The sequence below is a fragment of the Paenarthrobacter sp. UW852 genome (assembly GCF_024608385.1).
Classification (GTDB): Bacteria; Actinomycetota; Actinomycetes; order Actinomycetales; family Micrococcaceae; genus Arthrobacter.
In genome coordinates this window covers 358083-378476 of record NZ_JAMSGY010000002.1, presented here as the reverse complement: position 1 = coordinate 378476, position 20394 = coordinate 358083, and the positions used below count along the sequence as shown (strand labels likewise).

At 57.9% G+C, this 20394-nt stretch carries 20 protein-coding genes; 9 read left to right on the top strand and 11 right to left on the bottom strand.

Features of this window, described 5'->3' with window-relative positions:
* Nucleotides 1-12: 12 nt before the first annotated feature.
* Nucleotides 13-462, top strand: coding sequence for a hypothetical protein (locus NEK97_RS04870; RefSeq protein ID WP_257368802.1), 450 nt, complete (start codon nucleotides 13-15; stop codon nucleotides 460-462).
* Nucleotides 463-471: 9 nt separating this feature from the next.
* Entirely contained in the window at nucleotides 472-663 is a 192-nt protein-coding gene (locus tag NEK97_RS04865) for a hypothetical protein (RefSeq protein ID WP_257368801.1), read from the top strand.
* 67 nt (nucleotides 664-730) lie between these two features.
* On the opposite strand, the gene NEK97_RS04860 is transcribed toward NEK97_RS04865, so the two are convergent.
* The gene (locus NEK97_RS04860; RefSeq protein ID WP_257368800.1) at nucleotides 731-1321 is read right to left on the bottom strand and encodes a hypothetical protein; all 591 of its coding nucleotides are present in this window, start codon (nucleotides 1319-1321) and stop codon (nucleotides 731-733) included.
* Between the two features lie 23 nt (nucleotides 1322-1344).
* Complete coding sequence (locus NEK97_RS04855; protein WP_257368799.1) at nucleotides 1345-1848, bottom strand: MarR family winged helix-turn-helix transcriptional regulator; 504 nt, start codon at nucleotides 1846-1848, stop codon at nucleotides 1345-1347.
* A gap of 87 nt (nucleotides 1849-1935) precedes the next feature.
* Here NEK97_RS04855 and NEK97_RS04850 point away from each other — a divergent pair, with 87 nt between their 5' ends.
* Together NEK97_RS04850 and NEK97_RS04845 are read left to right on the top strand one after the other, a co-directional pair.
* Complete coding sequence (locus NEK97_RS04850; RefSeq protein ID WP_257368798.1) at nucleotides 1936-2871, top strand: EamA family transporter; 936 nt, start codon at nucleotides 1936-1938, stop codon at nucleotides 2869-2871.
* Between the two features lie 368 nt (nucleotides 2872-3239).
* Complete coding sequence (locus NEK97_RS04845; protein ID WP_257368797.1) at nucleotides 3240-4781, top strand: HNH endonuclease; 1542 nt, start codon at nucleotides 3240-3242, stop codon at nucleotides 4779-4781.
* Between the two features lie 302 nt (nucleotides 4782-5083).
* Here NEK97_RS04845 and NEK97_RS04840 read toward each other — a convergent pair whose 3' ends face one another.
* From NEK97_RS04840 to NEK97_RS04825, 3 genes are all read right to left on the bottom strand, one after another.
* Nucleotides 5084-6334 (bottom strand): type II restriction endonuclease, encoded by a 1251-nt coding sequence (locus NEK97_RS04840; RefSeq protein ID WP_257368796.1) that lies wholly within the window; start codon nucleotides 6332-6334, stop codon nucleotides 5084-5086.
* Between the two features lie 95 nt (nucleotides 6335-6429).
* Nucleotides 6430-7683: a DNA (cytosine-5-)-methyltransferase gene (gene dcm, locus NEK97_RS04835; RefSeq protein ID WP_306672808.1), complete on the bottom strand. Its 1254-nt coding sequence runs from the start codon at nucleotides 7681-7683 to the stop codon at nucleotides 6430-6432.
* Nucleotides 7684-8017: 334 nt separating this feature from the next.
* Nucleotides 8018-8437: a hypothetical protein gene (locus NEK97_RS04825; RefSeq protein ID WP_257368795.1), complete on the bottom strand. Its 420-nt coding sequence runs from the start codon at nucleotides 8435-8437 to the stop codon at nucleotides 8018-8020.
* Nucleotides 8438-8991: 554 nt separating this feature from the next.
* On the opposite strand from NEK97_RS04825, the gene NEK97_RS04820 reads away from it, so the two are divergent.
* On the top strand, nucleotides 8992-9192 hold the full coding sequence (locus NEK97_RS04820) for a hypothetical protein (RefSeq protein WP_257368794.1): 201 nt from the start codon (nucleotides 8992-8994) through the stop codon (nucleotides 9190-9192).
* A gap of 23 nt (nucleotides 9193-9215) precedes the next feature.
* Here NEK97_RS04820 and NEK97_RS04815 read toward each other — a convergent pair whose 3' ends face one another.
* Nucleotides 9216-9368 carry a hypothetical protein gene (locus NEK97_RS04815; RefSeq protein WP_257368793.1) on the bottom strand — a complete coding sequence of 51 codons (153 nt, stop codon included), beginning with the start codon at nucleotides 9366-9368 and terminating at the stop codon, nucleotides 9216-9218.
* A gap of 668 nt (nucleotides 9369-10036) precedes the next feature.
* Between NEK97_RS04815 and NEK97_RS04810 the strand changes: the two genes are divergently transcribed.
* A complete protein-coding gene (locus tag NEK97_RS04810) occupies nucleotides 10037-11428 on the top strand; it encodes an APC family permease (protein WP_257368792.1) in 1392 nt (463 codons plus the stop codon).
* Nucleotides 11429-11444: 16 nt separating this feature from the next.
* On the opposite strand, the gene NEK97_RS04805 is transcribed toward NEK97_RS04810, so the two are convergent.
* From NEK97_RS04805 to NEK97_RS04795, 3 genes are read right to left on the bottom strand one after another with little or no spacing between them, the layout of a single operon-like run.
* On the bottom strand, nucleotides 11445-12317 hold the full coding sequence (locus NEK97_RS04805; RefSeq protein ID WP_257368791.1) for an SDR family NAD(P)-dependent oxidoreductase: 873 nt from the start codon (nucleotides 12315-12317) through the stop codon (nucleotides 11445-11447).
* A 57-nt stretch (nucleotides 12318-12374) separates the two neighbouring features.
* Nucleotides 12375-12749 carry a TfoX/Sxy family protein gene (locus tag NEK97_RS04800; protein WP_257368790.1) on the bottom strand — a complete coding sequence of 125 codons (375 nt, stop codon included), beginning with the start codon at nucleotides 12747-12749 and terminating at the stop codon, nucleotides 12375-12377.
* A gap of 43 nt (nucleotides 12750-12792) precedes the next feature.
* Complete coding sequence (locus NEK97_RS04795; RefSeq protein ID WP_257368789.1) at nucleotides 12793-14037, bottom strand: NAD(P)/FAD-dependent oxidoreductase; 1245 nt, start codon at nucleotides 14035-14037, stop codon at nucleotides 12793-12795.
* 101 nt (nucleotides 14038-14138) lie between these two features.
* On the opposite strand from NEK97_RS04795, the gene NEK97_RS04790 reads away from it, so the two are divergent.
* Nucleotides 14139-14339, top strand: a complete 201-nt coding sequence (locus NEK97_RS04790) for a hypothetical protein (protein ID WP_257368788.1) — start codon at nucleotides 14139-14141, stop codon at nucleotides 14337-14339.
* A 241-nt stretch (nucleotides 14340-14580) separates the two neighbouring features.
* Complete coding sequence (locus NEK97_RS04785) at nucleotides 14581-14784, top strand: cold-shock protein (RefSeq protein ID WP_011773907.1); 204 nt, start codon at nucleotides 14581-14583, stop codon at nucleotides 14782-14784.
* A 69-nt stretch (nucleotides 14785-14853) separates the two neighbouring features.
* Here NEK97_RS04785 and NEK97_RS04780 read toward each other — a convergent pair whose 3' ends face one another.
* Entirely contained in the window at nucleotides 14854-15804 is a 951-nt protein-coding gene (locus tag NEK97_RS04780; protein ID WP_257369020.1) for a hypothetical protein, read from the bottom strand.
* Nucleotides 15788-16426, bottom strand: a complete 639-nt coding sequence (locus NEK97_RS04775) for an ATP-binding cassette domain-containing protein (protein WP_257368787.1) — start codon at nucleotides 16424-16426, stop codon at nucleotides 15788-15790. Before NEK97_RS04775 ends, NEK97_RS04780 begins: the two co-directional genes overlap by 17 nt.
* A 1370-nt stretch (nucleotides 16427-17796) precedes the next feature.
* On the opposite strand from NEK97_RS04775, the gene NEK97_RS04770 reads away from it, so the two are divergent.
* The gene (locus NEK97_RS04770) at nucleotides 17797-20352 is read left to right on the top strand and encodes a LuxR C-terminal-related transcriptional regulator (protein WP_257368786.1); all 2556 of its coding nucleotides are present in this window, start codon (nucleotides 17797-17799) and stop codon (nucleotides 20350-20352) included.
* Nucleotides 20353-20394: the final 42 nt, after the last annotated feature.

The window sequence follows — 20394 nt, the reverse complement described above, 5'->3', positions numbered from 1 at the left end:
CTAGGAGCAATAATGATCCGGAGGTACCTCAGCAAGATAGCAATCGTCCTGACCGCAAGCGCCGCTTTAATTCTCACGGGGTTGGCTCCGGCCACCGCAGCTGAGCCGCCAGCACAAACCCATGCGGCCGCCGTCGAAATACCCGCCGAGTTGAACAGCCCGGCGCCGCCGGAGCCGGCAGGGCAGTACTACTCGTTTTGCACGAACCTGGGCATGTCGTTCAACTGGACCAGCAACGATCCGGCCACTTGTCCCGGGTACCTGGACGTGTACATCGGGGGACAGCAGGTCTCGCACCTGAACATCGGTGGAAGCCCGGGTTCGGTCCTGTGGAGCTGCGCGTTGGGCGTGGGAGTCAGCATGGTCACCATCTTCGCGCCGGGCGGTGCTGTCGTTGGCTGGGCGCTCGCTGGAACGTTGTCGAGCATTGGGCTGACGCTCATGGGCTGCGCGGGTTGGTAGCGTGCAGCGATGACTGAAGGCAGCCCGATGAAACGGATTCCGTCGCCGTTGCAGGTGGTGTTGTTCTTCGTGATGGCCGTGATCTTCGCGACCTGGCAGCCTCTTGTTTGGTGGCGGGGCGTGGGTGCTGCTGTGATGCTAGCTGGTGGCATTTATGGCTGGTGGCTGCTGCGGCGAAGCAAACGTAAACAGGTCAATTAGATGTCCAGAGAGCTCGAGTGACCATGAGGTTGAGGATGGCCTGCAGACGGTCATTTGCAGGCCACCTCTACTGGTGAGTGTCTCCGTCGGGGCGGAGGTGGTTCTGAAATTCAGCGTCTCCGGAGCCAGCCACAAATCCGAAGTCGTACTTTCCGTTCTCCGGCGGGACCTCGCGCTCCAGTTTCAGTGCCGTCGTCGGTGTGAAGAGCGTCTTCGCGATACCGCTTTCCGTATCAAAGGTGAAGGACCCGAAGATGGTCGGATCAAGGCGGTGCCTGAGGAGGAGTGTTGTGTCCAAGCCATTCATCTCACAAGCCACCGGGTGATAGTCGTCCAGCTGTCGGCCCCATATGGGCAGCGAGAGTGGAAACGAAAGCTGGACGGCTTCAGGAAAGGAAAACGGGATGCGGTCAATTGACAGGCTGAAATTATCGACGCCATCCGTCTGAATGGTGAGGGAACGCGGGTCGAATGTTCTCGTAGGCCCGTCCGGCAACTCCTTCGCAGACCACATGAAGGCCCTTGGGTGCACCGAAACGGCATGCCTCACCAAGTGGTTGCCGTTCTGGCAGTACGACGTGCCGGTGTAGGCGCTTGCTTGCCCACCACCCAGTGCTTTTCCGATTGCGATCGCAAGCTGCTCAGAGGAAGTGTCCACGCCTCATCCTCGCATGGGCCCTCTTAGGAGGGTTCGCCGTCGTTGTTTGTTAGCAAGAACTTACGCAGGAGGTTCGCCAGCTGGGTCTGCTCCGTCCTGGAGAGCCCCTCGAGCATTTTCTGTTGGTTCTCGACGTGGTGCTCCACCACGTCATCCACCAGGGCGAGCCCTTCGGGCGTGAGACTGATGAGGAGTTGCCGGCGGTTCTCGGGGTTGGTCTCGCGATGAACCAGGCCGCGGCTTACTAACCGGTCCACTCTGTTGGTCATCGCCGCCGAGCCGATCATGGTCAGGCTGGCGAGCCTGCCCGGCGTCAGTGGAGCCTCGGGCGCCGACCGCCGGAGCGTTGCCAGGACGTCGAACTCCCACGGCTCCAGCCCGAACTGGTTCATGAATTTCTGAACCTCGAGGGAGGCGAGGCGACTCGCCCTATTGAGCCGGCCCAGAACACCCATGGAGCTGACGTCCAAGTCTGGCCGCTCCTTGTTCCACTGCTCAAGAATCATGTCCACTGCGTCGCGGTCCATCGTCCTCCAATGCTTGACCTCAAACAGTACAGCACTTACATTGTCTTACATCAAATAGTTTGACATCGAAATGTGTGGAGTTGAAAGATGAGTTCATCTGCAGCGGTTGCCAGCAGGGCGGGAGCTGGGGCGCCCAAGGCATCCCGTCGCGACCTTTTCATCACCGCCCTTGCCCCGATGGTTTGGGGTTCAACCTACCTGGTGACCACGGAGTTCCTCCCCGCCGACCGGCCGCTCTTGGCTGCGACCGTGCGGGCCCTGCCAGCTGGGATCGTGCTCATGGTGGTCACCCGAACGTGGCCGCGGGGGAGTTGGTGGTTCAAAGCGGCGGCGCTGGGCGCGCTCAACATTGGGCTGTTCTTCTTCCTCCTGTTCTTCACTGCGTACCAATTGCCGGGTGGGCTCGCGGCGCTGGTCATGTCCATTCAGCCCTTGTTCGTGCTCTTCCTCGGCGTGCTTTTGCTGGGGGAGAGGATCCGCAAGGCGCACATCCTTGCCTGCGCAGTAGGAGTTGCGGGTATCGGTTTGCTCGTCCTGCGATCCGACGCGACGCTGACTATTGTGGGTGTGCTCGCCGGAATGGCGGCGGCGCTGAGCATGGCGGCCGGCATCGTCCTCACGAAAGGCTGGGGAAGGCCCGACGGCGTGGGGCTGCTTGGGTTTACAGGCCTGCAGTTGGCGATGGGTGGGGTGATGCTGCTGCCCGTGACCTTGGCAGTTGAAGGGCTGCCGGGGTCGGTGTCGCTGTCTAACCTGGCGGGCTTTGCTTACTTGAGCGTAATCGGTGCCTTGGCTGCTTATGCGGTGTGGTTCCGGGGTATCCAGCGGCTGCCGACGATGGTGGTGTCGTTCCTGGGATTCCTGAGCCCGCTTGTGGCTACGGTGCTGGGGTTTGTGTTCCTAGGGGAGGCGTTGTCGGGGTTGCAGTTGATTGGGGCGGTATTGGTGCTGGGGTCGGTGTTTTTGGTGCAGAGGCCTTTCCGGGTCGGACGCCATTTCCCTAGCCGCGACCCATCAGATTGATGCTTGCGGCTGAAACTGCAAAAGCGTAGTATCCAAGTCCCAACTCCCGAACTCCGACATGAGCGTGAAATGTCAAGAATCGAGCAGGCCATCAGACGCTGTCTTTGTGCCCAGAAGCCAGTCGTCACACATTCGTAAGATGCCCATAGCGTCATGGGGCAGAAGCGATAAACATTTGCGGCGAACGGTTAACCGAGCAGGATAGCAGCAGCCCACGTGCTGCGGCCTTCGGGCCATTGTGCAGCAGCGTTGCATGTGGCGGTCGCAGATTCGGCGTTGGACGACTGGTACCGACCGGACCACCGAACTCTCTGAGAGAGCCACTTGAGAGTACCGCTTGTGGCCTCTAGGACTATAGATTGAGAGTCATGAGTTCAACCTCGCCGTCCTCATCTATCCCTGAGGGCTTCAAACTGCCCAAGTCAATTCGCGATGTACTTCCGGAAGGCATCAGAGCGACTGCTCCGGAAACCCTTTGGCGCAAGTCGGAAGGTCGGTGTTCGCTTTGTGGCGAGGCGCTTCCTGCCGACGGATCCATGGTCGATGTTGATCACATGGTCGCCAAGAAGGAAGGCACTGGTGGGAGCAATGAGATCCAAAACCTCTACCTTGCACATAGGTTTTGTAACCGCAGCCGCAAAAACGTCCCCTTCGAACTTGCAAAGAGGATCATTCCCTTTTCAAAGTGGTGCATAGCCCATCCCAGAACATCATTCAATCATGTGATTGATAGGTATTTGCCCGGGGGTAACCAGAGAGTGGGCGTAACATTCTCAGAAGGGCTTGTAGAACTTACATTTGGTGGCGAAAAGCGTCAAGCACCCGTTTATATAGATCCAGCCACCCAAACGAAGTTCTTCTTCATGTCCGCGCCAATGCAGTTTATCCAAAATGATGATGAAACTCAACCACGGTACATTGAACACGACCACGTTCGGGCTCTTGCTATCGATTTTGCGGGCAAGCCAGTGCATGAGCCGAGCAATTGCCGCCTTGTGTCGATTGGTGATGACCTCGCCGAGCTCAAACAATTCGATGGTCAACACAAAACGACAGCTCAGATACTTCTTGGACGAACGGAGGTGCCTATGAAATTTTACGTGGACCCCGATCTGCCCATGATGCAGAACCTTGTTGTGCAAATTCAGCAGGGTATAAAGAAACGACCATTATCTACTACTGATACCTTAAAAAAATTAGATGATGTGGTTAAGGACAAGGTTGCGGAATATAGGTCGAAAAATAACGACAAAAGTCCAAATGAAATCGAGCTGGTTAAAGCTCAGCCGGCGCAGAACCAGGCTGCTTTCAAGAAAAGACTCCTCGAGAACTTTGAATTTGCTATATTAGACCATGAAGATCTTACAATCAAAGAATTCTTGAGCACAAAGGCTGATCGCAACTCGCCGCTAACAGATCGTGTTTTGGTCACCAAGATAATCCGACCATTGGTTTGTCAGGAATTACTCGCTGCGCCATTGGACGACTCATTACCTCGCGAGAATGAGCGTGATGCGATAGTGCAATTTATTAATCGCATTACAAGTAATGTCCTTTCTGACAAATGGAATCCGAAAGCGGCCGGCATTCAAGAAGATATACACACTCGTCGGGCTCGAAATTTCTTCATGCAAGGTTCGGTCGGTTGGTGGTTGAAGGCGATCCTAATTCCCGCTTTTCAGCATCAATTTGTAAAAGCGAAGTGGAATCGGCTTTTTCTTGAGCCTCTGACGGAACCACAACAGGAACGCTTGGATGGCTATGTTGACATCATTTGTGGCTGGGACATCTGGAGCACTACCAATGAAGACCAACTGACCGCCCTACGTAGCAACACATTAACTAATACCCAGAAGGCTTTCCCGGATTACACAAATGTTTCTCTTCAGGAGGAGTACGGCAGCCTTTAGGCCCATTGAGGTGCGGCCTATGAAGAATCCCATACTTTTCAATTTGATTTGCGTATAACCAGATATCATGCTGACCTTGCGTGCGCTCAAATTAACTTCCGCCTTAGTGTGGACCTGACTTCAGGCCGTCGAAGGCGTTTAGCTCATTGCTCCGGCGCAGCTACACAATATCTAGTGATTTCTAAAGACCAATTGAGGCACGCCACGTAGCCTCGCGAGTAATTATGGATTCTATCCTGCAGGTGACATCTTTATCTGAGGTTGTGAAGAAGGGACCCTTTCAGCCAAAGAGCAACTTGTTGTCAGTGCAACATTCCTTGCATCGGTCCCCGGCTATCGCGTTCCCGAGCCGTTTTGATGAAGTCGTCTACATTCATGAGCCACTCCTGTTGCTGTGGCTTGTATGGCTCATGGAGGGGTTGCGGAATTACGAGCTGGACCCCGTGTTCTTTCATTTCGTCGGTCTGGGCTGGGCTTATCGGGCTTTCCAGCGTCAAGAGATGCTTGTCTTCTATGCGCTTGGCTTCACTCAGGATCTGTCTCCATCGGTCTTTGCAGGTGGTTTTCACGCCCAACATGGTGAGTTTGACGGATGGAAATCTGAGATCGCCGTATTCGTCGATGCTTGGGAAGATAAAGTCCGGTCGTGCCCGGTTCTCCGTCACTGGGTTAAAGCTATTGCGTACGTTGAGAGCCCCAAAAAGTGCTATTAGATGATTCTCCAACCCCTTGCCGGCGCGGCTCTTGCGCCGGTTGTGGAGGGATAGTGAGACCTCGATGAAACTGTCGACATCCACATGGCCATTTGTGTAAAGGGCATCAAGTGTGTCGGCCGCCAAGTAGCGTTCCAAGGTTCGAAAGAGCATTTCTTCCTGCTCAATCCACGCCAAGAGGACCCCGTCCGGGTCGTCGGTTGGGTCGAGGCCTGGCAACGTAGAACGAGCGAACGCCCCGAATTCAGCCGAAGTAGGAAATCGGGGGCCAAACTTTGCCAAGATTCTTTCAAGCCAATCGTCATTGGCTGGCTCGACGGCAATTCCGAGCATGTCTAGGAGGTACATAGCAGTCAAGCTGAGAGTATCGTGTCCGGTCTCAAGTCCAGCGCGGACTGAGAATCCTCGATGTTCGAGGACGTTGGTGCCGAAGAGCCAGTCAAGTTGGGCGGCGATGCTTGAGTTAGCCGGAGCGACAATGAACAAGACGCCAGGGGTCTTCTGCTTAGCGATGAAAACGATGTCACCTGGCTGGGCCATCTTCATCGCATTGATGGCGGCCGGATAGTAGAGCCGGTATTCGGATCTGTTCGGGATGTTGCTGCGGGCGTCGTAAAAGGTTAACGTCCCATCTTCCACGGCGGGTTGATCCGTGTCATCGGTAACTTGAAGAAACCGAGTGGGAATGAACAGTTTCTCGGTCGGGCGGCCAAATAGTTCTTGGAGTGCCCGCACTCCGTCTAGCTCGTGTTGATTCGAGCTGCGACCAACCGTTTCGACCGTGCTGAGTATCTTTGCCGCAACTCCATCGAAGTGGTCTGCCAAATCCCCAAAATCCATGCCGTCCCCTAAAGCCGAGTTCGTTGTGCCCAGAAACTGACCGTATCGCGTGCCCATGTAAGCCAGTGCGCCACGACACGGCCAGCGGCTCTCGTTTAGGCCGAAATGGCTTCCGAAGAGGAATCGGACTGGTCGATGATTTTCGAGACATGAGGGGTCATGATGCGTGCGATTTCGCTCATGACGGGCGTAACGACACTGTTTCCAAACTGCTTATAGGCTTGCGTGTCGCTTACGGGGATCCGGAATGAGTCCTCGTAGCCCATCAGGCGCGCACATTCGCGCGGCGTTAGCCTGCGAGGGCGAAGTCCCTCTTGCGCAACCAAGATCTCGGAACCGTCCTTATAGTATCTAGCGGACAGCGTCCGGGTCGTTCCCGTGGGGTGAACAAGCCCGAAGCCAAAACCGTTGCCCGCAGCCTTGTGCTTTGCGGCATAGGCCTGTAAGTAAGCCCAAAGCTTGGGGGTTAGGGTGAATTTAGACTGAACTTCCGCGTTTTCGTGGTCGAAGAAGCGGTCACCATCCCATTCGAGGAATGGTTCAGTTCCGTCGGTCTTGTGAAGAATGGTGTTCAGTTTCGGGCCCACAGGTGGAATCTCAAGATCGTCCCAGCTGAAGTCAGTTGGCTCCCTGAACCCAACAATGATTATGCGTTCTCTGTGTTGAGGAGTGAACTTGATGGCATCTATTACCTTGGTATGAACCTCGTAGCCAAGTTCCTCCTGCAGCGTTTCCATGATCACGGCAAAAGTCCGACCCTTGTCGTGGGATCGGAGGTTCTTGACGTTCTCCAGCATGAACGCGGCAGGGCGCTTTTCATTAATTATCCTGGCAACATCGAAAAATAGCGTGCCTTGTGTGGCGTCTTCGAAACCGTGCAGTCGTCCGAGCGAGTTCTTCTTGCTCACCCCCGCTATCGAGAACGGCTGGCATGGGAAGCCACCCAAAAGGATGTCATGGTCGGGGACTTCTTCAGCAGCGAACGGCTGTATGTCACCAACAAACGTATGAGCGTCTTCATGGTCATCGGGAAAATTGGTCAAGTAGGTCTTTTCGGCGTACTTGTTCCACTCGCTGGTAAACACACAGCGACCTCCATGTGCCTCGAAGCCCTTTCGGATCCCGCCGATTCCTGCAAATAGATCGATGAACTTGAAAGCACCCGAATCACTCTTGATCCTCATGCCTAGGAGTTCCTTGAGTGCGGGGGCGAGCATCGTCGGGCAGGCTGTATCTCCATTTTCCCAGCGCGCTACCGTCCTCTCGGAGACGTTTAGCTGCTCTGCGAGCTGTCGTTGTGTGTATCGTGCGCGTGCTTGCCTGAGAAGCGTGAGTGCGTTGTCCATCATGTCCTATCTGGGTTGTTCACCCGACATTCTGTCGTATATCTGACCCAGTGTGCGAATGACGCGCCGAGCCACCAGCAAGACTTCTGCCACCGAAGAATCAGCTTTCCTCTTCAAGTTCAGCTGAGCTCCGGCCGGACATGCTGCCGGGTCTTTCCCACCTTGCCCGTAGCCCCTGACAATTTCGGCGTAGGCCGAGTGACGTTCGCCTTCAGCGCATTATCGAAGTTCGGCCCGAGGGCGTGGCGTAGTCGGGGCGTGGGCAGAAAGGAAGCAGCGTAGTTGGTCCGTGTTCTGGTCTGGCCGAGTATCGTACCAAGCAAGTGGCTTGCCCGCGTTAGGTCTCCGGGCGGAATCGCTCAAAATCTCGACCTCTGGCAATCCTGCCCGTCCCGTACTCTGCGTCCAGCCCCTCTCCGCTGACTGTGGCTGAGTAGTGCTTGGTAAGCCATGGCAGACCCACCACGTATATGCCAGGAACCTCTGGAACTTCTCGGTCGTGTTTCGGGAAGCCCCATTCATCGACCAGAGGTATGCCGACCAACCCGAAGTCGAGTTTTGTACCCGAGAGCCGGCCACCGGCCGGTACGGGTTCCTGCTGGGGCGCATCAATCCGCGCCGCCGCGCTGTACGCATCAATCGCCTTTCCGGACCGCTTCGCGAACATCGACTCAACGGCCGGAATGCGGTCGGGGAGGTCATCGCTAAGGCTGATGTCGTCGTCGTCGATTGATTCCAGATGGCCGTGCAGCTGCATGCCGCGGCGGTCGAGTTCGCGGAGATGAATTCCGTGGCCGCCGTCGGTACCCCCGGAGCAAGGGGTCGGGGGCGAAGCGGGCGGCGGGGGAGGGGAGCGCTTCACGGGTGAGGGCGTTGACGCCGAACTCGGGACCGTGCTTGTCGGTTTCGAGCATCCAGTAGATGAGGTCCTGGGCCCGATATCTGCGGGCCGCTTCGGAAACACTTGAGACGGAGGGATGGACTTCGCGCAGGGATCCTGGCTGACAGGGCGGGGGACTTTGGGTTTTCTGATGCGTCGGCACCTGCGCTCAAGGAGCTGAAACGGAAGATTGACACCATCGAGCGGGCGTTGAAATACCTTACTGACCACGGGTTGGAGCCCCGCATCGATTCTCCTCAGGGGGACGAGTACCCAACAGCAACTTTCTCTGAGAGGGAACCTTGGTTTTCTAAACAGGGAGGGTGACTGGCCTCAAACGCGGCACAGAACCGCCACTTCCATCCGAAGTCTTTGATGGGCGTTAGCCTTTAGGCTTCTTGGACGACATCGTAGGGGAAACGATTCTGAAAATGACTACTGCACGTAAGCTCCGCATCTTGAACATTGCATCCACAGTCCTGTTGATGGCCGTCGTGATTCTGCAATCCACCCAACTGATCAGCATGTTCTGGGGCATGGCGCTCTTGGTACTCATCGGGCTCCCGACGACGGTAGTTTGGGTGATCCTTGAGCGGCGCCAGGGCGCCGAGAAGATGAGGGACGGGGCGTAGTCCGTCGCCGTCGTCGTAGCTAGTCAGGCTGTCACGAGGGCAACCCGGCCTGCCACGTACTCCGCATCCAGTCCCACCCCGCCGACAATGGACGAGCAGTGCCTGGTCAGCCATGGCAGCCCCACCACGAACAATCCGGGAATCTCCGCGACTCCGAGGAAGTGGTTACCGTACACCGCTCGTCCACCAAGGGCAGATCCACGAACTGAAAATTGATCTTGTAATCGGTCGCCTTCAGCGCCGAGGTGACGTCTTAGTGGGGCAGGTTCGCCTGAGCAGGCTCAGTTGGGGGCAAGCGATCTGCCTCTAAGGGCACCTCCTCCGGAGCGTCGCTCCCCGCTGCGGCAGCGTACGCAGCGATCGACTTGCATGAGCGCTGTCCAAACGCGGACTCAACTGCTGCCGGGCGTTCGGAGAGGCCGTCGCTGAAGGTGACGCCGCCGTCGTGTATCGCTTCAAGGTGGCCGTGCAGGTGCATGCCGTGGCGGCCGAGTTCTCTGAGGGGGATGGCGTGTCCGCCGTCGGTGCCGGAGAGCAGGGGGCTGAGGCGAAGCGGGCGCGGGGAGGGCGGCGCCTGGAGGGCGAGCCGATGGCGCCGTACTCGGATCTCGTGTGCTGCTGTCTGAAGATCCGTCCTTCATATATTGACTGTGACCCGCCTCACCGTCACACTAAATGAACGCTATTCATTTCACGTTCACAAGACCAGAGGCTTCCACCACGCGCCCACGAGTCAACCCCCAGCACTTCAGGATCTCGGTGACCCCGTAGATTCGGTCGCAGCTACGAAGTTCTGCAGCGTCGCAGCTTCCCAGCACACCAGCATGACCATCAAGGATCCCCAATGACCCCCACGTTTGAAACTGATACACCGGCAGGCGAGAAGCCTGTGGGGCCCGCGTCTACGGAATCAGCGAACCAGGGTTGGCGCCGTGTCCTCGGTGTTCCATCCCTGGTCCTGCTGGGCTTGGTCTACATGGTGCCGCTGACTATCTTCAGCACCTACGGCATCGTCGTGGAACTTACGGGCGGGCGGCTCTCGGCTGCCTATGCCGTGACCCTGGTGGTCATGCTGTTCACGGCTCGCTCGTATGGCCGGATGTCGCAGGCGTTCCCGTTCGGGGGATCCGCGTACACGTATGCAACCCGTTCCTTCGGGCCGGGCCTTGGCTTCATGGCCGGATGGTCGCTCCTGCTGGACTATTTGCTGTTGCCGATGATCAACTACCTGCTGATCGGCATTTACATGGAAGCCGCATTCCCGGCTATCCCGGCCTGGGTGTTCATGATCGTCTCGATTGTGGCAGTGACCGTGCTGAACATCCTCGGCATTACTGCGATTGCGAAGGCCAACTTTGTGGTGGTGGGTCTCCAAGCGCTCTTCATTGTGTTGTTTGTGGCCCTGGGGCTTTCCTCAATCACGGGAACCGGCAGCGTTGATCTGCTGGCCCCCTTCACCGGGGCCGAAGGTGCGGAAGGCCTTTCGCCCGTCTTCGCTGGCTCAGCGATCCTCTGCCTCTCCTACTTGGGGTTCGACGCCGTCTCGACCTTCGCCGAGGAAACAAAGGACCCGAAGCGGAATCTGCCCCGCGCCATCATGATCACCACGGTGCTGGCCGGCATGATCTTCCTTGGACTCGCGTACATCAGCCACCTGGTTCTCCCCGTCAGCACCTTCAAGGACGTGGACTCGGCGGCCATCGAGGTCATTGGAGCAGCGGGCGGCGAGTTGCTGGTTGCCTTCTTCACGGCTGCCTACATTGCCGGCAGCCTCGGATCAGCATTGACCTCCCAAGCCTCGGTCTCGCGGATCATTCATTCAATGGGTCGCAGCGGAGTTTTCCCGGCAGCCTTGGGACGGTTGCACGAACGATTCCGGACTCCCGTTCTGCCCATCCTGCTGACCTCTGCGGTGTCCCTACTGGCGTTCGTATTGGACCTTTTGACCATCTCATCGCTGATCAGCTTCGGAGCCCTCGTAGCGTTCTCCGTGGTCAACCTTGCCGTCATCAAGCACTACTACTTCGACCAAAAGGCCCGCGGAGCTCGCGGCGTGATCCATAACCTTGTGCTTCCGGGCATTGGGTTTGTACTCACGATCTGGCTATGGACGAGTCTGAATGGCCTGTCGATCGGATTCGGTCTGGCATGGGCTGCCGTTGGCTTGGTCTGGCTCGCCTACTTGACGCGTGGTTTCCGCAGGCCTGCGCCGCAGTTGGACCTGAAGGAGGCGTAGGGGCCTGAGCGGAAGCTCAGAGGATCTTCGCCAGACGGGTGCATTCCTCCCACAGCCTCCTTCGCGCCGCCGGGTCCGACCCCATGCCCGGCGTCGGCAGTTCCTTGCGCTTGGCCCAGAGCTTGCCGGGCACCGCAGCAGTCTCCGGCGAAGTGGCCAGCCAAACGGGCGTATCAGCCGCTTCCTCGGCAGGCTTGCCCAAGGTGTTTGTCAGCCAGCGGAATGGTCCGCCAACGTCCTGCAGCAACCCCGTGTTCTTTACCAGGCCCGGGTGCACGGCATTCACCACAACGTTTGAGCCCCGAAGACGCTCCGCGAACTCCTGCGTCAACAGAACCCGGCCAAGCATCGTTGGTGGGGTAGCGCGCAGGTAGCTGTACTTGCGTTTGGTGGTCTGAAGGTCGTCGAAATCGATCGTGGTAACTGACGGCCCACCTGAATACTTGGACGCGATATTGACCACCCGCGACGTCAAGGCATCGTCTTTACTCGCGCCTTGTTTCAGCGAATCCACGAGCAGATTGGTGAGCAGGAAATAGCCCATCACGTTGGTGGCGAACGTGACTTCAAGGCCGTCCGGAGTCACTTGGCGTTCCTTACGGAACACGCCGGCGGCGTTGACGAGTACGTTGAGCGTTTGGTGACGGGAGTGGAACTCGTCAACCGCCGACCGGATTGTGGCCTGACTCGAGAGGTCACACGCAAGCGGCTCCAGCGCCGCGTTGGGGACCACAGCCTGGATGTCGCGAATCGCGTCTTCTGCCCGCGCTTCTGAACGGCCAGGCACGACGACGGTCCCTCCTTCGCGGGCCAGCGCAGTTGCGATGGCCTTGCCAAGGCCGCCCGTAGCGCCCGACACAAGGCACACTCGCCCATTCATAGATGCCATAGCAGGATCACAGCACTTCCGGATATGTTTGGCGAGGGCTTTTGGGTGCAGGTTTGCCTATTTCTTGGGCTGCTTTGCCCTGGATGCCTTGGGCGTTTTGGGCGGTAGCGCCGCCACGTTCGCAAAGGCCTTGGCCACCCATTCCGCAGTTTGCTCGGCGTCGTCCTGCCACGACTCCGGAAGTCCGACGTAACCGCCCATTGGACGTTCTGCGGGACCAAAGGGTTGCGTCTGGTGATTGGACTCCAGTTCCTGCTGGTCGGCCTCGGAGAGCTTCACGCCGATGGTGGGCCCGAACAGGCCGGCGAACATGTTGCCGTTGACGAAAGCGCCGAGGTTCCCGAACATCGGCTTGACCTCCACGTCTGAATTTTCGGGGACGGCAGAGCGGAAGCGTTCTTTGTCCGCCTCTGAGGGCTTGGGCATTTGCATGGATCGTCCTCCTGGGAGCGTATTGACTGAGTGGGAACAGTGTTCATAGGCCGGAAATTCGCTCAGCGATAAATCTGGCGTCTAAGCCCACACCACCGACTATCGCTGAATAGTGCCGCGTGAGCCAGGGCAGCCCGACGACGAACAGTCCAGCTGCCTCCATCACCCCACCCATGTGCTTCGGGTAGCCCCACTCATCAACCACCGGCATGTCAACGAAGCTGAAGTCGAGTTTGTACCCGGTTGCCCACAAGACGGACGTGATGTCGGCGTCGGCCAGGTTCAGCTGCGCCGGCTCATCCGGCAGCCAGTCATCCGCTGCCAAAGGTGGCTGCGACGGCGCATCAATCCCCGCTGCCGCAATGTAAGCATCAATCGCCTTTCGCGACCGCTGTCCAAACGCGGACTCGACGGCGGCGAGGCGCTCGGGGAGGTCGTCGCTGAAGGTGATGTCGCCGTCGTCGATTGCTTCAACATGGCCATGCAAGTGCATGCCGCGGCGGCCGAGTTCGCGAAGGTGGATGCTGTGCCCGCCGTCGATGCCGGAGAGCAGGGGATTGGGGGCGAATCGCAGGGAGGGGGAGGGGAGTGCCTTGGCGGTAAGGGCGTTGATTCCGTAGTCGGGGCCGTGCTTGCCCGTTTCGAGCATCCAATAGATGAGGTCCTGGCCCCGGTACCGGCGGGGCGCTTCGGGAACGATCGAAACCGCGAGGTGGACCTCGCGTCCGGCTGCGTGGAGTTCCTCGGCGATCTGGCCGCCTGATTGTCCGGTGCCGACGACGAGCACGCCACCGTCGGGTAGTTGCTCGGGATTGCGGTAGTCGTGAGTGTGCAGCTGGGTGACACCGCTCGGGAGCTTCGCGGCGAGAGCCGGGATCCTGGGAACTTGGTAGGCGCCCGTTGCAAGAACAACGTTGCGCGCCTTCAAGCTGCCCAGAGACGTCTCAATCTGGAAGCCTCCGTTCGAGGTCGGGGATAACTTGGTCGCGTCGACGCCGGTGTGAACTGGCGCTGCGATCAGCTCCGCGTACCGCCTGAAGAGGTTCACCGCGGCATCGCGGGGGATGAACGCGTCCCGGTCGTCGCCGTCGTACGGCATCCCAGGGAGGTCCAGCGAAAGGTTGGGAGTGTTCATGTAGAAACCGTCCCAACGATCCTGGAAGGCGCCGCCCAGAGTGGCGCGCCGCTCGAGGATTTGATGCTCGACGCCGAACTGCGTGAGCCAGTAGCTCGTCGTGAGGCCGGCTTGGCCTGCGCCGATGATGACCGTGTCAGGTGTCGGTCCCATGGGGTGAACGTTACGCTTGCGGGCGGCGTTTGGGGATGGGCGAAGAAGGTTTTGAAAAGACGTAGGCTTTCCGGAAGACAATCTGGGGGGATGATTTGCAGATGTCGACCACAAGCTTGATTCGGGCTCTCGATATCGCGACGTGGGTGGTGGCGGCCCTTAGCCTGGTTCTGCTCTTCAGCGGACTATTGGACAACCTCTGGGCAACGGCGTGCCTGATAGCGACTGCCGCTCCGGCGATTTCCAGCTGGGTGATCGAGGAAAGGCTCCAGGGTGTAGGCAAAGGCGACGAGCGGCAGTAACGCCCAAGTGGGGTTGCCGGGACTGTCTCCGGAACGCATCTGATGGATAAATATTTCCCAGCACTAGCCATCTGCTCAAAACTCTGTAGACTTGACGGTGTTGTTGTGTTTGGCATTTGGTAGTTCAGGCAGTCCCCACGATCCTTCCGGATCGTGACCTTCTGAAGTAACGGTGGAGAACACCCCACACCCGGAGACCCGAAAGTCGGGACAATCTCCACCTTCAGTAAGGACTGAAAAAATGGCTACAGGTACCGTGAAATGGTTCAACTCCGAAAAGGGCTTCGGCTTCATCTCTCCTGAAGATGGCAGCCAGGACGTTTTCGCTCACTACTCTGCGATCAACTCCTCGGGCTACCGCTCCCTCGAAGAGAACCAGAAGGTTTCCTTCGACGTCGAGCAGGGCCCCAAGGGTCCCCAGGCAGTAAACATCCAGGCTATCTAGTCTTCGGATAACTCAGAAGCACGGCCGGTCACTGACCGGCCGTGCTTTTTTGTCTGCCCACGTGGCCGGTTACACAAATTTCGTCATTCGTGACCAAATAACGACGGACACCAGGGAAACAAAGACCAATCCGCCGGCCATGGCTGCCAAGCCGAGTTCGATCTGCACTGGGAATGGCGGGCGTGGACTGAACCCGCCCCAGTAGTTGAAGACGCCCTCTCCGGCAGCGGTAAGAATGTTTCGTGGATCGTAGGGCCCAGCGAAAGGTGCCACCATAAGCAGCCCGCCGGCGGCCAAGCTCGGTATCAGCATGCTTCTGGCCACGAGTCCGACAAACAGACCCAGTAGCCCGAACATCATTGCCGTAGATGCACTGAACGCGATTTGGACTGCGGGGCTTTCAACAGCCACTGTTGCCACAGGGTAGGGAAAGCTGCGATCGACAGAGGGTAGAAAGGCGGCTCTGACGATAGGCGCAGCAGCAAGGCTCAACGTCGCCGCGATCAGGATCGCGGCGAGGGAAACGGCTACGACAGTCGCCGCCTTGGCAACGACGTATGACGTTGCGCCTTGTATGACCACTCGATCCTTCAAAATACGAAAGCGGGCGTCGCCGGCCGCCACGCCGCACCCGTACACGAAAAAGAGTAGCGGGATGACCAAGAAGGTGATCATTTCAAGTCCGGTTCCGACTCCATTCGTTCCTTCGAGGGCTTGGTACGCAAGGTAGGCCCTTTCGTAGTCATAGCGAAGTGGATTGTCCACCAGCTTCTGACCGTCCTGAACCACCAGGCTCATGGGCTGTTCCATGGCCTGAGCCAGGGACAGTCCGTTGGCTGCAGCTTGTGCTTCAGTCGCCTCAAGACGAGTCATGCTGGCACCGACGTTGCTGGCACTCCCGGTGAATGCGAATACGAGAGCCAAAACCAGGCCACAGAAGGGAAGCCAGAGCATTCTGCTCCAGTGCTGGTATCTCAGTTCTGTTCTTATGGAACGAAGTAGGCTATTCATCAAAATCATCACTCTTGAACGCCTCGTTGCCTGGATCCCGATGAACCTTGCCATGTCGAATGGTGAACTCAGATGAGGAAACGCTGCGGTAGAACGCGGATTCGTGATCTGAGATCAGTACACAGTTGGTGTCGGCGCTGGATTCAAGCAAATGCAGCAGGCCCTCTCGACCGGATTTGTCCAGCCCAGACAGCGGCTCATCCAACAAGATGCATGGTTTCCGTGCCGCGAAAGCAGCTGCTATCTTGATCTTTTTTCTTTGTCCGAGAGAGTAGGTCGCAGACCTCTTCTTGAGAAGATCATGATTTAAAAACATCCGAACTGCAGGAGTCTCTTCAATGACTTTTGGTGATGCATCCAGTAAGGCTTGCAGATTCTGTAGACCTGTGAGTCGGCCGTGCACTGTGGAATCATCAAAGGCTGCAGCAATGTTGTTCAACAATGGATCTCTGTGCCAGAGAATGCTTCCTCGGTATCGTTCAAGCCCAGCCAAACACTTCAGGAGGGTGGTCTTGCCGGTCCCGTTTTCACCTCGAAGTACGTAAATTCCACTTGACGGAATAGTCAATGATACGTTGTGCAATACGTTTGTGCGCCCGTACCGTTTGGAAAGATCTGTTATGCGTAACATGAGTCCTCGTTTATGGAGGGTCCGGCCGCTCTGGACCGGCCCCTACGGGCTATGAGTCAGTGACTAGCCCTGCCACGCATACCAGGCGCCGTCGCCGTATACGTTTGCGCTCTGGATGACGGTTGAGTGATAGACGTTGACATTTCCCCAAGGGGTCGGGGTGCCTACGCCTGCGTCGGTTAGTGCTCTGAAGGAGTGCTGCCAGTTGCTCACGTAACTTCGATTGATGCCCAGCGCCTGAACCGTGTTGAACCCGAAAGCGCCAACGCGTTGATATCCGTAACTACTCGTCACCCGGCTCCAGGGGCTCATCAGCTGCATGGGCCGGAGTTGCCAGGGCTGCGATGAATACTGACAAACATATTGCTGTGATGCTAGTGCGAAGTTTCATGATCTTGTGTCCCCCAATGGACATGATCTCAAGTGCCACACAGGCCTACTTGATTGAGATTTTCCCAACACCTTCTCGGGCATTGAGCTTGGTTTGAGTGCATTAACAAGTTGATGCTAGCGACATCACTTTCACTTTTTCGGTCGCTGTTCCGCTAGCCGTTCAAGTGATTGAGCAATACTCTCAACCCCAGATCTGCATTTGTCAAACGTTCACATTGGGAGCAGCACAAACAATCCAAGGGTTGTTTCAGTGCGATCACTGAGTTAGCAAAGCGTTCACCACCTAGAGGAGACGCGCCACCACCTACTTTTGGCTAAATCACCACCTAGAGGGCCCGAAAACGGGCTGTGCAAGGACGAATTACCACCTAGTTCAATTTTCTCCCTCTACCCGTAGAAGAGGGCTGCGTATGTAGATTCATAAAAGAAGGCGAGGGCGAATTGTGATTCTCGAGATTCGATGATCTGGCGACTGCGCAGTGGTGAGCGGGTGCATCCCGTCTGCGTGCCGGCCGGCGGTAGCTCACTACTCTCTGATCAACTCCTCGGCGTACCGTTCCGTCGAAGAAGACCAGGAGGGTTCCTTCGACGGAGACGCAGGCCCGGTCACGGACCGGCCCTGCTTTTTGTCTGCCCAAGTGGATATATGTACTACTAGGTCGGTAGCTGTTAGAACACATATCCACATAGCGAATTACACCCATGTAATTCGCCGCCAGCCGTCCGTAGCGTAGTACTCAATCACCCACTACGCGAGGGAACCAGATGAACACCCCGAGCACGCGCTCAAGCACTAAAGCAACGGCCTCCCACCACCTAGACGAGTCGGCCCAGCACCTAGTTTGGCCGAAATCACCACCTAGAAGCCCCCAAAATGGCCTGTGCAAGGCCGTTTTGCCACCTAGTCCTGTTTCGTCGATCTAGCCTGCGAAGTGAGCCGCATGTCGGGCGTCCACAGAAACAGAAGGTCAGGTCGAGTGTTCGATTCAGAGGTTCAACGAATCCTCGATTTCGTTGCACGCGGCATAGGAGTGCGCGTCGTCGGTGCCCCTGGAAGCGGCAAGACCGCCGTCGTAAATAACGTGATCGCTAACCTGGAGAAGACGGGCGTCTCTGTCCACTTCATCAGCGGCATGCGCACGCACCGCGGTATTCCGTACTCGGCCATCAAGGGGCTCGGCCTGGACCTGCGCCCGGGCCGAAATGGTGTCTTCGATCTTGCGGACGTGTTCGCCGCGCAGTTGGCCAAACCTGGAAAGCACCTGATGGTGGCTGACGACATCCACCTGGTGGACAACGAGTCGCTGGCTGTCCTGGAAGCCGTCCGGCGCCGCTCCGACTGCCCCTTGGTGGCCACCGCACCGGAGACGTGGGCATTCTCAAAGGGCCAACTCGCTGTCCTCAACCAGGGCCGCGAGGCTCATATGCAGCTGGACCCTCTCCACTACGAGCAGGTCCACATGCTGATTGCCCAGGTGCTTGGTGCGCCTGCAGATGCGGAGGCAACCGCCCGTATACTCACCAAGTCCGCGGGAAATCCCCGGCTCATAGTCCGGATAGCTGAGACGGCCTCAATGAGCGACCTCCTTGTTCTGCGGGACAAACAATGGCGCATGACCAGCCACACCCTATGGAACGAGCACCTTCGGGGAACGTTGGAAGCGCTGCTGGCGGAACTCACCGCCGAGGAGTTCACGGCCCTCCACATCATGGCGATACTTGGCACTGCGCGTATCGATATCCTTCAGAAGGTCATCAGCGCAGAAATCCTGGAGAACCTGGAACGCCGCGGATTTCTGTCCGTGATGAACGATCACCACGGCGGGGCGATCGCCGCCATTAGTCCACCGGTGATCGCCGACTATTTCAGAGGAGCGAAGATGCTCCGCGACCGGCATCTGCTGCGAAGCAAGATCGCGGGGATACTCGAGACCGCTCCCCAGGTGGCTGGCGAAAATTCTTCGACGACCGATTGCCTCACCCAGCTTCTCGCCGAACTCCGCCTTGAGAAGGGCGACGACGACGCCGTGACCGCTCGCCACATCCACGACCACAACGCAGCACGTGAACGCACCCGGTTCGAACGCTGGGAAGGCAACAAGACCGCCGCGAACGCGGTGGCGCTCCTCCGTACGTATTGGGGCGCTCCAGTGAACATTCAGCGCGCCGTCCGTGTCTGTGCGGAGACAACAACCGCCGACGCCGATCCATCAGACCTGCTGTTCCTCACCATCACCAAGGCGATGCTCGCTATCCATACGGGCCAAGGTCCAAGTGCCGCCGTCGAGATTCTGCGGTCCTTGTCGGCGGCCCACCCCGAGCATGAAACGGAAGTCGCCAACGCGGTTCTCTTTCTCAGCGCATCCCATGGTCGTGTTCAGCCCACCGACGGGCACCATCCAGAGGGTTCAGATCCGCAGCCCGGCATGCGGAACCTGGTGAGCGGGCTACTGGAGCTATACCGCCTGCGGCCCGAAGCTGCCGTCAAAGCAGTCGAGGGTGACGGGGATGAAGACGCCTTCACACACCTTCGCCCCTTTATCCGGGGTTTCGCGATGTTCGCCGCCGGCCGCGTGGATGAATCACTCGTCTTCGCCCTGGAGTGGCGTGCCGAGGCCCGCAAGAACCTGGATCAGTTCGGCATAGTCACCAGCAGTTACATTGCTGCCCACGGGCTGCTGTACCGAGGAAACTTCGAAGAAGCCGAATACCTCATGAGCAGCGTCTTCGCCATGGGCCGGCCCGGGTTTGTGGTCGACTCCTTGTACGATGCCATGCTGCGGCTTGCCGGGCTGAGGCACGCAACCAACGTGGTCTCACCGGCTTTCTCCATCGCCGCCCAGGCACGGGAAGACGTGCACGATATCGGACCGCTTCCCGGCATTGGTAAAGGCGCCTACGAACTCATCGCCCACAGCAGCGCCCAACCCGCAACGTTCGATCGCAAGGCAACCAAGCTCGTCAAACGACAGCTGAAGAGTGGATACGTTCTGGAAGCCATGATGACGGCGTTGCTGTGCACATGCCTGTGTCCAGGGCGGCCTGTTCTGGAGTTGCTGCAGAAGATCCTCAGGGAGTGCGGAATAGCCGTCCACGACAAACTCCTGGCCATTGCCGCCGCTGTTGTTGAGGGAGACCACCAGCTGCTGGGCCTCCTCCTGAAGCACTACGAACCCGATCCCGACACTTACCAAATAGGGATGCTGCTCCGCGGCGCACTCAAACGCCACGTCATCGAAGGTGACAGTGTCGCTGCCGACGCCCTTGCCCAGGCCTCGTCGATGTTCGCGGTTCGGTTCCCCTCGGCCAACGAACAACTGTCCTTCAATACCTTCAGGACTACACCACTGACTGAAAGGGAGATCGAGGTGGCTGTGCTGGCGGGACACCGCTCAAATGTCGAGATTGGCGAACACTTGGGCATCAGCGCCAGAACAGTGGAAAACCACATTTCCAACGCACTCAGGAAAACCGGTGCGACGTCGCGCAACAGTCTCTTCATGCTCGTGGGGAATTCACTTCCACCGCGCTGACCCGGGATACGCTCGGAGTAACGCACCTTTTGTGGCGTTCAG